The following is a 12,437-nucleotide window of genomic DNA, read 5'->3' as shown; positions in this document are numbered from 1 at the left end:
GAGCGCCGCACGGCGTTCGACCCGGGCCGTCACGCCCTCGCAGTCGGTATAGCACATCACGACACCCCCGGCCGAAACCTCGACGAGCGCCGTTGCCGGAATCACGCGCCGCGTGCGGCTGCGCTCCACCAGCTGGTTGAAGAGATGGTCGTAATTGCGGCTGACCTCCGTGCCCGGCGCAATTCCCTCCATGCGGTTGGGGGTCACCCAATCGCCGGCCACGGCATTGACGTTGGTGCCGACCAATCCCTGCGGGGTCAGGAAACAGATGCCGTCGCCCGGGGCGAGCCGTCGGGTCCCGTCGAGGCGGAAACGGTTCTTCTCCACGCGCGACACACGGCCGACATACTCGCCGATTGCTTTGGGGGTATCGAACGACGCTACGCCCGCCCGCTTGCCCATCAGGAAATACGCCGACTCCCCGCGCGTAAAGCTCTTGGCCGTGTCAGGCGTGAAATCCGCGACGCTCCGACCCACCGAAGCGCGCCGCAGGTGCGGCCTTGCGGCCAGCGCGTCGTCGACCTCGCGGCGGTAAAAGGCCACGACATTTTTTATATAACCGACATCTTTGAGCCGTCCCTCGATTTTGAACGACCGCACGCCCGCATCCAGCAGGTCGCCGACGTGCGCCGACAGGTTCAGGTCGCGCACCGACAGCAGGTGTTTCCCGGCCATATAGGTGCGGCCCCTGCCGTCCGTCAGGTCGTAAGTCAGGCGGCACGGCTGGCTGCACGCCCCGCGGTTGCCGCTGCGCCCGGACATCGACCGCGACAGGAAACAGCGGCCGCTGTAACCAACGCAAATCGCACCGTGGACGAAGCATTCGACCTGGGCCGTCGTCGCAGCGCAAATCTCGCGGATTTCGCCGAGCGACAGCGCCCGTTCGAGAATCACCCGGGCGAAGCCGCTCTGCCCGAGGAACCGGGCCTGCGCGGGCGTCATGTTGCACATCTGTGTCGAGGCGTGCAGCTCGACGGGCAGGTTCATCCGCCGCAGGGCCATGTCCTGCACGATCAGCGCATCGATTCCGGCGGCAATCAGCTCACGGGCCTGCCGCTCGGCGGCTTCCAGTTCATCGTCGTACAGCAACGTGTTGAGCGTCGCGTGCACCCGCACCCCGAAACGGTGGGCATACTCCGCGACACGGGCTATCTGCTCCGCGCTGTTGCCGGCCGCATACCGGGCCCCGAACTTCGCCCCGCCGATATATACGGCGTCGGCGCCGTAGTCCACGGCGGCCATGGCCGACTGCAAATCTTTGGCGGGAGCGAGTAGTTCGACGGAATCCATGCATTATTTTTTGCAAAATTAACAAAATCCGCGACAATACCGGACATAAAAAGTCCGAAAAAGCTGGCCATCCTGCCGAATCGGGATAAAAGACAATATTTAATATAGAACCGAGCAAAACAATAAGTCAATATTTAACAACAAAAGCAAAACCCCGGCAGCACGCCCGCACAAATAAACCAACATGCTAATTAACAATTAATTACAATATAATTCACAAATCAAAACGCTTAAAATGTGGAAAACAAAACAAAAGATTTTGCGCCTTTTAAGAATATTGACAGCAATTTTTATTTATATTGCAAACCGAATATTATCAGTTCGCAAAAATTATATGTGCAATATTTCACAAGACTGTTTGCCGACAGCCAGGCAACATTTCATTCATTTCCCAAAATCAAACCATTTATGAGAAGATGTTTTACACTATTGATCGGTCTTATCGCTTTCGTGACGAGCAGTTGCGACGACAAGACAAAAGAGGAGATCGCCGACGTGATCGTACTCTCCCGAAGTAGTGTCGCGTTCGCCATGGAAGGCGGAACGACCACCATCTCGGTAGCCTGCCCCTCCGAATGGGAGGCGAGCTGCCCGGACAGCTGGGTGACACTGCATCCCGGGGAGGGCTACCTGACCATCTCCGCAGGCGGCAACGTCACCTCCGACACCCGCAATTCGAAGATTACCGTAAGATCGGCACGGGACGAGCATGAAATCACCGTCCATCAGGCCTTTTCGCTCGAAACGGTACTTCTGTCGACCACGGTTTCGGACGGAATCGAATTCGACTCCGAAGGCGAGAACTACATCTTCACGGTCGTGACCAACGGCGAGTGGAAAGCCACGAGCGACTCACCGTGGATCACAGTCGACTGCAACCAGGCCAACAGCACCGTCACCCTCACGGCCGCACCCAATCCCGACGCGCACCGTACGGCGAAAATAACGGTCAGCTCGACCAACGGCACGGATACGAAAACCTGCGAAGTGGCTGTATCGCAGATATCCCATGCCGAAAACCCCTACTACAAACTTCTGGGATACTACGGGCTCTACGCCCAGAACTGGTACTACGGCGGCTCGCCGATCGGCGTAAGCGGCACGGGCGCGTTCTGCACCGTCGAGCAGAAAGAATACCGCAAGAGCGTCTACATCAAAGACCTTTTCGTCAAGGGCACGGTCATCGAGGCCTCCTATGACAGGCAGACCGGGGCGTTGAGCATCGAACTGGGCAGCAAGTGCCTGCAGGTGAACCTTTCCGCCTCCGTGATACGCGCCTACTACCTGATGACAATCAACATGAACACCGGCTCGTTCACCGGCGGTTCGCTCACGGGCACACTGGGCGAAGGCTACAACGACGATGCGGACCAGATGCGCAAGGCAATCCACTTGAGCGGATTCGAGGGCGCCTACCTGACGCTGGGACTGATCGGATACCAGTCGCAGCAGTACGTGTCGTTCAGCGACCTCTATTACGCCACCGGAACGATGTACCTCGTGGAGTGGGACAAACCCGTCGCCGCGACCGCCGTCACCCGGGCCGCAGCGGACATCACGCCGCCTGCGGAGAGCTTCCCCGTTTCCCCCGTTAACAACTAAACCGCAACACGCATGAAAAAGTTCATATACACACTGGCAGTCACACTGCTCGGCATGATGGGTTGCTCCGAAGATACCATCACTTATATCAACCCCACCCCCGGCGAAGAGCCCTCCGGCGTCACAGCCGAACTGGGCATCTCGTCGAAGAACACGTGGTTCCAGACGGAGGACAACCTCAATGCCGCCATCGGCTTCAAAAGCCTCGGCGGCGAAGTCGTCGTAGACATACAGACCAATGTGGCCTGGAAATACACCGCCGTCAACGCCGACTGGCTGACCATCGAAAAGGACGACGTGGCCGACCAACTCGTTTTGAGCTGCGAGGGCAACAAGGTCGAGCAGGCGCAGCAAGCGACCGTCACGATCACCGCCGGCGACAAGACGGCCACCATCACCGCGTCGCAGAACCCCTACGGCACGCTCGAAATCTCCGCGTCGGAGAACAATTTCCAGATACCCGCCCGCGGTGAACTGACCGCTGCGTTCGAGGTGCTCTCCACCGACGAGGAGTGGCTTTTCGAAACCAGGGCCTGCACGTGGCTGCTCGTCGAACGCGACGGCAACACGGTCACCCTGACGCTCGACCCCAACGAGGGCGCCGCCGACCGTGAAACCACATTCGAACTGGTCGCAGGCAAGGGCGGAGGCAACCCCGTCACCGAAACGATCCGCGTGACGCAGGACCGCGCCGCACTCATCACCACCTCCCTGAAAACCCTTCCGTTCGAGGCTACCCCCGTCAAGGCGAAAGAAATCACCGTGGAATCCAACTTCGAATGGGAATACACCCTCACCGAGGGCAGCGACTGGCTCACCGTCGACCGCACCGACGAGGGACTGAAAGTATCCCTGACCAACAACCCCGACGCCGCCTCGCGCTCGGCGGCGATCACCATCACGGCGGGCGACGGCAAAGCCAACGTAGCCGAACAGATCGTAACCGTTTCGCAGACGGGCTTCGATTTCGACGCGTTCATCATCGGGCTCAACGTCACGGCCACAGACCTCCGGGCCCGCCTGCCGTTCGACAAGGAAATCAACGCCACGATCGACTGGGGCGACGGCACCATCGAGGAGAACGTCACGGGGACATTCCCCCAGCACACCTATACCGACGCCGACTACTACGTCGTATCGGTCAAGGGCAGCGTGCCGTCGATCAACAGCTCGAACATCAACATCTCCTCCTACAACCAGGCCCGGCAGGTTACCGAGATTTACAACTGGGGACGCACGGGACTGACATCCATGGAAAGCGCACTCTACCAGTGCACCGAACTCAAGAAGATTGCGACGGACAAGACCGAAGCCTTCGCCGATGTCACCAGCTTCAAGAGCGCATTCTACCACTGCGACATCCTCGAGGAAATACCCGAGGGATTCCTCGATTACGCGGCCAAACTCAAGACGGTCGAAGGCATGTTCCAGTTCGCCTACGCCGTGAATAAAATCCCGGACGCCCTGTTCCACAAGTGTCCGGCACTCGAATCGGTGCGGACGGCATTCTCCTACACCTCGATCGAGCAGGTACCCGAAGACTTCTTCGCCCACAACCCCGAACTGATTAACGTGGGAGTCGTTTTCTCGTCGACCAAGCTCAAGACCGTTCCCGAGAAACTTTTCGCCAGCAACCCGAAAATCGACGACTTCAGTTCGATTTTCTCGGGCGTCGCCACGCTCGAATCCATCCCGGAGAATATTTTCGCCAACCAGCCGGAGTGCAAGAGCTTCTATTACACGTTCCAGGGAACGGGCCTGAAAACAATCCCGGCCAAACTTTTCGCCAACAACAAGAAGTGCACGGACTTCCGCAGCACGTTCAACGGCACGAAAATCACCTCGATTCCCGGAACGCTGTTTGCCAGCTGCCCGAACGTCACCACGTTCATGACCTGCTTCAGCGGATGTACGGAACTGCAGAGCATCCCGGGCGATTTGTTCAAAAACAGCGGGGCGTTCCAAAGCCTCGCCACCAACGCCTTCAACAACATCTTCAAGGGATGCACCTCGCTCACGGAGATTCCCGCCGGACTGTTCGACGGCTTCACCACCGTCACGCAGTTCAGCAGCGCGTTCGAAGGCTGCAAGGCACTGACCACCCTCCCCTCCGACCTGTTCGCGACCAACATCAAAGTCACCTCGTTCGCCAACGCATTCCAGAACTGCTCCGCACTGAAGGGAATCCCCGAGGGGCTGTTCCGCGGACTGGAGAAAGTCACCTCGTTCTCGAACCTGTTCGCCGGGTGTACGGAACTGGAGGAGATCGGCGGCAACATCATCGACGGCTGCATCTCCTGCACGAGCATCGCTTCGATGTTCAAGGGCTGCACCAAGTTGCGGACGGTATCCGCCGACGCATTCGCCGGAGCTCCCAAAATCAACAGCGCAGCCAACCTGTTCGAAAACTGCACGGCACTCGAAAGCGTTCCGGGCGACCTGTTCGCACAACTGCCGGCGCTCAAGACCGCGACCAGCCTGTTCGCAGGCTCCGGACTGCGCTCCGTTCCGGCCGAACTGTTCAGCCGCAACCCCGAAATCACGGCATTCGGCAAGGTATTCACCAACTGCGTGAACCTCACCTCGCTGCCCGACGGACTGTTCGCCGCCAACGCCAAGGTTACGGTCTACTCCAATGCTTTCGAAGGCTGCACGGGGCTCCAGACCACCGGCGTACTCTTCGGGCAGAGCGCGGCAACGGTCAAATGCGACTTCCTGTTCGCCAAGTGCGCCGCATTGCAGAGCATCCCCGCGGGCATGTTCGACGGGCTGGCCAAGGCTTCGACGTTCGACCAGGCCTTTATCGACTGTGCGGCACTGGAGACAATCCCGGCCGGGCTGTTCAAAAACAACACCGAAGTGACCACCCTCACCAAGTGTTTCCAGAACTGCGTCCTGCTCAAGGCCGTACCCGCACAGCTGTTCGGCACGAGCACCAAGACCAAGACGCTGTCGTACCTGTTCAACGGCTGTACGAGCCTCGAAAGCATCGCACCCGATGCGTTCAGCGGGCTGAAAGCCGCGTCGACGACGTTCATGTACGCTTTCGAGAAATGCACGTCGCTCGAGGAGATTCCGGACGGACTGCTCGAGAACAACTCGACCATATCGACCTGGACGGGTATGTTCCGCTACTGCACGGGGCTGCGCAAAGTCGGCTCCAACGTCTTCAACTGCGGCGGAAGCACGACGTTCGGCTCGGTCTTCGACGGCTGTACGGCCCTCGAAGAAGTCGGCGAGAACCTGCTCGTCAACGCAGCCAAGCTCACGGGCGTCACCAGCCTGTTCCGCGACTGCTCGTCGCTCAAGAGCGTTCCGGTGAACATCTTCGACGAATGCACGAAGCTCAAGAGCGTTTCGAACGCCTTCTCGGGCTGTACGTCGCTCGCGGGCGAATCGCCCTACACCACCGTCAACGGCAGGAAATACCACCTTTACGACCGCACGACGGATAACGCGACGGAGTCCGGGCTCACGGCGCTCACCAGCACCGCAGGCTGCTTCAAGGGTTGTACGCAGCTGACCGATTACGCACAGATACCGGACATCTGGAAACAGTAACAACGTAAAATATTCAGGACATGAAATATATCATATATAGCATTGCAGCAGCGCTGGCGGCCATACTGGCAGGCTGCACCGAAACCACCAAGATAGGACCGGAGCAACCCGAAAACCCGGCCTATGTGGAGGTGTCGAGCGACAAGCTGATTTTCGATTCCGACGGCGGCATCGCTTCGGTCGCCGTGGCGACGAACGCCGGGCAGTGGGATTACGTGAGCACGGGCGACTGGTTCGCCGTCACCCGCAGGGACGACAATACGCTGGCCGTCGAGGCTTCGATAAACGCAGGACCCGAAACGCTGACGGGCAATATCGTCGTCAGCGGCGAAAAGGACGGCACGCAGGTCACCGCAACCGTCACGCTCGTCCAACGGGCCGATCGCAGCGTCAACCTGAGCGCCGAAGGCACCTCGAACTGCTACATCGCCCGCACGGGCAAGGCCTATAAGTTCGACGCCACAGTCAAGGGCAACGGCAAAGGCGACGGACGCAGCGAGTACATCGCGGCCTACGGCGTCGGGATTTCCGGCATCGCCGCCGCAGAGTTGCTGTGGGAGGCCCGCAACGACGGCGACAAAACCATGTCGCGCGAAATCATCGACGGAGCCCCGGTCTACAAAAACGGTTACGTGGCTTTCTCGACCGGCCGTTCGCAGGGCAACGCCGTCATCGCCGTGAAGGACATCAACGGCAACATCCTCTGGAGCTGGCACATCTGGGTCTGCGACGACGAGATCACGTCGCACGACCACGTCAACCCCGCCGAACAGGTCGTCGCGCAAATCATGGACCGCAACCTCGGCGCCCTGAACAACGAGCCGATGGATATCGACAACCGCGGCATGTTCTACCAGTGGGGCCGCAAAGACCCCTTCACGCCCTCGCGTTCGCCTTACTACGAAGACGCCAACAGCGGCAACATCCCCGCCTACAACCAGACCAACTACGAAGTCGGCAACGGCTCGGGTTCCTGGCTGCTCCACGAAAAGGCGCTGCCGCTGACCACGCCTCCGGGCAACATTCCCCATTCGATCCTGAACCCGATGGCCTACCTGCAGCCCTATTACAGCGACAACTACAACTGGTACTGCGCGAGCAAGGAGGAGAATATCGCCCATTCCGACCTGTGGGGCGCCGAGAAAACCATCTTCGACCCCTGCCCCGTCGGCTACAAGGTTCCCGGCCGCGACATCTGGGGAATCCCCAGCGGCAACACGAGCCTGCGCAACGGCGGCCCGGCGGAGGATTACGACGAAAACGGCGTCAGCCAGAAGTGGGACTGGAACAAGGCCGAAAAATGCGGCCGCTGCTGGAAACACACCGGCGACTACTACCCGATGGTCGGCAACCTTTATTACACCTCCATCAACCAGACCACCCACAATTACACGAGCGGCCAGGCTTTCTACTGGACCTGCGCCCCGACGCCCGCAACCACCAGTGCGGATTCCTACCGCCAGGACTTCAACGAGAACTGGGCCCTCTACCAGACGGGAGCCCACGTCTACTCGGCACAGATCCGCTGCGTAAAGGAGTAAAACATTAAAACAATGACGTTTATGAAACATATCTTTAAATCGCTGCTCCTCGCGGCCCTCGTGCTGGCAGCGGCATCGTGCGCCAAGGACGACACCGAAAGCCGCGGCGGCGACACCGCAGGGCCCGTTATCGTGAACGCCTCTGCGGCGGCAATCGACGGCGAAATCGTCCTGAAATTCAAGGCCGGAGCATCCGGCGGCGTGGAGAAAACGCGTGCCGCAGGCGGCCAGACGGCAAACAGCGGCATCGACGAAATCGACCGCATACTCACATCGGCCGGAACCGTCAAATTCGAACGGCTGTTCCCCTCGGGCGGCCGCTTCGAGGAGCGCACCCGCAGGGAGGGGCTGCACCTGTGGTATTACGTGCAGTACGACCCGTCGGTTCCGACCTCCGAAATGGCCAAAATGCTCTCGGCCTGCAAGGACATCGACATCATCGAGTACTCGCTGCCGGCCGTATCGTCGGACTACCGGCGGGTGTCCGTCCCGGCCGCGGTAACGGCCGCAACGCGCGCCATCAGCGACGAAGTGCGCAACGTGCCTTTCCCGTTCAACGAAAGCGAGCGTTCGCAGATTCTGCAGTGGCACTATAACAACACCGGCAACGTCTATTCGCAGGCGACCCGATTGGGCGCCGACGCCAACGTCTACGCCGCATGGCAGCTCGCCCAAGGCAATCCCGACGTAATCGTGGCCGTCATAGACCAGGGCGTGAAATACGACCACGAAGACCTGGCCGCCAACATGTGGATTAACAAGGGTGAAATCCCCGGCAACGGCATCGACGACGACGGCAACGGTTATGTCGACGACGTATACGGCTTCAATTTCACCAACAACACGAGCGAACTGAACTTCTCGCAGGAGCTCATGCACGGCACCCACGTCGCAGGCACGGTGGCCGCCGTGAACAACAACGGCATCGGCGTATGCGGTGTGGCAGGCGGCTCGGGCCGCGGCGACGGCGTGCGCATCATGTCGTGCGAGATACTCGGCAAAAACGAATCGGGCTCCTCGGGCGCTGGCCTCTCGGGCCAGATCCGCGCAATCAAGTACGCGGCCGACAACGGCGCCGTCATCTGCCAGAACAGCTGGGGATACCCGGCCGGTTCGATTGCCGACACCGACTGGAAGAACGGCAGCTATTCGGCCATCACGCGCGCCATCGAATACTTCAACAAATATGCGGGAATGGACGAGAACGGCAACCAGGAGGGCCCGATGGCCGGCGGCATCGTCATTTTCGCCGCAGGCAACGACGCCTCGAACGAGAATACCTACCCCGCAGCCGATCCCAACGTGGTAAGCGTCGGGGCCCTGGGCTTCAAAGGCGCCCCGGCCTACTACACCAACTACGGCAAATGGGTTTCGATGTCCGCCCCGGGCGGCGACCAGATGTTGAGCAACGCCTACGGCGGGGTTTACAGCACGAGCGTCGCCGAGGACGGCAGTTCGGCCTACGAAAGCATCCAGGGCACCTCGATGGCCTGTCCCCACGTATCGGGCGCCTGCGCACTGGCCGTTTCCTACTATTACGGCGCGGAGAAACGCAAGGGACTGACGGGCGGGATGCTCCGCCAGGCGCTGTTGAGCAGCACGCAGCCCGTCGACCGTTTCTGCACCGGTAGCTACGCCGGATACGAAGGGATGATGGGCGTCGGGAGCCTCGACACCTACAAACTGCTGCTGACCGTCGCCCGCATGGACAGCATCCCGGCACAGAAAGTCGCGGCCGGCGCGACGGTGAGCCTCGATTTGGGCGACTATTTCCTCGCCACCAACGTGCTGGGTTACACAATCTCCGACCCGGAGATCGTCGCGGTTTCGCTTCAGGGCGGCGTCATGCAGATCAAAGGCATCCGCAAAGGACAGGCGACAATCATCGTATCGGACGGCGCCGCTATCCGCAAGCCGATCGAAGTGACCGTCGAATGACCTATTAACTAACGCAAAATGAAAAGCATATATATGAAAACCTTTTACAGATACGCGGCCCTCGTTGCGGGAAGCCTGCTCGGGCTGTGCGCCTGTTCGTCGGACGACGACGTTTCGGAAAAGGGCGGCACCACGCCGCTCCCCCAGCCGCAGGTCATGGTCAGCGACCTGACGACTACCGGGTTCAGCCTCCGCTGGGAAGCCGTGGAGGGCGCGGGCTCCTATGTCTATACATTCAACGGAGGCGACGAAACCACCCTCACCGACTGCCGGGTGGCGTTCGGCGAACTGGAACGCCAAAAAGAATACGTCGTGGCCGTCAAGGCCGTCCCGAGGTTCCGTGACGAGAACTCGGAATCCGCCTACTCTTACATCCACGTCCTGACCGACGACCTCGAGCAGCTCCCGCAGCCCAAGCTGACGCTCGGCTGCGCCTATGCCTCGAAGACGCTCATCAGCTGGACGGAAGTGCCCGAAACGACGCTCTACGAATACACGGTCGACGGCAAGACCTACACCACCTCCGAGCGCATGGTCACGCTGTCCAACCTCGCGAAAGACCGGGCCTATACGTTTTCGCTCCGCGCGATGACATCCGACGCGACGCGCTTCACCAACTCGGAGCCCGCCGAGCTGCCGTTCACCACCTCGGCCGACGACATCCCGGCAATCCTGATTGCCCCGACGCTCATCATCTCGGACGCCGTCGAAGCTGCCGTATACGCGGCCAGCGACGAAACCTACTTCTACGACGTCATGCCGGCCGCAACGTTCATCAAGTACACGCCGGAACAGATTATGGAGGCCTATCAGCAATATGCGCTCGATTTCGCGCAGAAACAGGGCATCAGCATCCAGCTGGCCATGGCTTCGCTGCTCAAGTCGGGCACCAAGACCATCCAGGTCACGGGGCTTACGCCCGAATTGAGCTACGTGGCGTTCGCATTCGGCATGGACCTCAAGGGACAGATTACCCGGGGGCTCTCCTACACGCAGTTCAAAACCACGTCCGACGGCTACTCCGCCGGCCCGAACTACGGCGGCAGCGACTGGTTCCGGCAGAATTTCTACATCACCAACGCCTACCTCGGCCTGACCGGCTACGGCTGGACCAACTCGGTATGGACCAACTGGCACGGAGAGGACGTTACTAAAGTCCGTTACCGCACGCTTCGCACCAGCCTTTTCATGCAGCAGTTCCCCGACGTCAACGACAAGAAGGCAATCGCCGACTTCCTGAACGACGACCGGTACGGCTACCAGCTCGATGAGTCCCTGCTGCAGATGATCAGCACGACCGACGGCTACACGAGCATCACCGCAGCCTCCGCCGGAACGTCCTATACGCTGATTACGCTCGCCGTTTCGTCGAGCGGCGAGGAAACGCTCTGCGTCAACTCCGTCACCACCAAGACCAGCGCGACGGCGGCGACATGGTTCACGGTCAGCGGCCTGAAAAACGAACAGTACGGCCCCACCTACAGCACCATCGCAGGCGCCATGCAGGGCATCGAAATCGCCGCAGCGCGTTATGCCATCTTCCCGCAAACCGCCATCGCCGACATTCCCACCTCGAAATACCCGCAGCTGATCGAGGAGTACGGCTCGGACATCAAGGACGAATACATACCCTACATCAACGGCGGCGGCTTTGCCATCATCTTCGACGCGGAGCACGGCATAAAGCCGGAAACGACCTATGTTTTCATGGTCACGGCCACCAACACCGTGGGCGACAAACTCACCAAGTGGGGTTCGGTCACGACCGACGCGGCGCCCGAAACTCCGGCGGCCGCACTGGCGGTGACCCGCAGTGCAGCCCCGCAGGCGCTCGAATCGCCCGTCGGCAGGCCCATCGCCCATCCGGAAGAATTTCTCTTCCCGACAAAGAGCTTCCCGCTGCCGGCCGGAGCACGTCCCGAAGGCGACCTCTGGACAATCATTCACAACAAGCAGATTTTAAAATAAGAGTACACGTATGAACAAGATAGCAGCAATCCTCTGGTGCGTAGTGTCGCTTGTGTGCATGGCGCCCGCCTCGGCGCAGAATGCCACCGTCAGCGGCACGGTAACCGGAGCCAACGGCGAGCCCGTCATCGGGGCCAACGTCATCGTGGAGGGTACCACGCAGGGAGCCAGCACGGACATTTCGGGCGTCTACACGCTTCCGAACGTGCCGTCCGACGCCACGCTCCTGGTATCCTATATCGGTTACAAACCGGCTAAAGTGCAGGTAGCAGGCCGCACCCGAATCGACATCGCGTTGCAGGAAGACACCGCCGAAATCGAAGGCGTCATGGTCGTGGCGTACGGTACGGCCAAAAAAGAGTCGTTCACCGGTTCGGCCGCAGTGGTCAAGGGCGACGAATTGCAGAAACGCATCGTAGGCAACGTCACCAAATCGTTCGAGGGCACCGTCGCCGGCGTGCAGGTGGCGTCGGGCGGCGGCCAGCCGGGCGAAGGCGCCTCGGTGCTCATCCGCGGCATCGGTTCGATCAACGCCGT

7 protein-coding genes are annotated in these 12,437 nt (G+C 60.3%); 6 read left to right on the top strand and 1 reads right to left on the bottom strand.

The genetic code is table 11. The features are described 5' to 3' along the window. The coding region (locus tag QZT71_RS10475; RefSeq protein WP_295915843.1) for a peptidase U32 family protein at window positions 1-1,290 on the bottom strand (1,290 nt) is incomplete at its 3' end. A 408-nt stretch (window positions 1,291-1,698) separates the two neighbouring features. On the opposite strand from QZT71_RS10475, the gene QZT71_RS10470 reads away from it, so the two are divergent. The 6 genes from QZT71_RS10470 to QZT71_RS10445 all read left to right on the top strand — a co-directional run. Continuing rightward, window positions 1,699-2,892, top strand: a complete 1,194-nt coding sequence (locus QZT71_RS10470) for a BACON domain-containing protein (RefSeq protein WP_295915841.1) — start codon at window positions 1,699-1,701, stop codon at window positions 2,890-2,892. 12 nt (window positions 2,893-2,904) lie between these two features. After that, window positions 2,905-6,453: a BACON domain-containing carbohydrate-binding protein gene (locus QZT71_RS10465; protein ID WP_295915839.1), complete on the top strand. Its 3,549-nt coding sequence runs from the start codon at window positions 2,905-2,907 to the stop codon at window positions 6,451-6,453. Between the two features lie 20 nt (window positions 6,454-6,473). Further along, window positions 6,474-7,994, top strand: a complete 1,521-nt coding sequence (locus QZT71_RS10460; RefSeq protein WP_295915837.1) for a BACON domain-containing protein — start codon at window positions 6,474-6,476, stop codon at window positions 7,992-7,994. A 21-nt stretch (window positions 7,995-8,015) separates the two neighbouring features. Next, window positions 8,016-9,932 carry a S8 family serine peptidase gene (locus QZT71_RS10455; protein WP_295915835.1) on the top strand — a complete coding sequence of 639 codons (1,917 nt, stop codon included), beginning with the start codon at window positions 8,016-8,018 and terminating at the stop codon, window positions 9,930-9,932. Window positions 9,933-9,965: 33 nt separating this feature from the next. Continuing rightward, entirely contained in the window at window positions 9,966-11,900 is a 1,935-nt protein-coding gene (locus tag QZT71_RS10450; RefSeq protein ID WP_295915833.1) for a hypothetical protein, read from the top strand. Between the two features lie 10 nt (window positions 11,901-11,910). Then, a partial coding sequence (locus QZT71_RS10445) for a carboxypeptidase-like regulatory domain-containing protein (RefSeq protein ID WP_295915830.1) occupies window positions 11,911-12,437 on the top strand: 527 nt, incomplete at its 3' end.

The sequence above is a fragment of the uncultured Alistipes sp. genome, from assembly GCF_902388705.1.
Taxonomy (GTDB): Bacteria; Bacteroidota; Bacteroidia; order Bacteroidales; family Rikenellaceae; genus Alistipes.
This window is presented reverse-complemented; position numbering and strand designations above follow the sequence as displayed.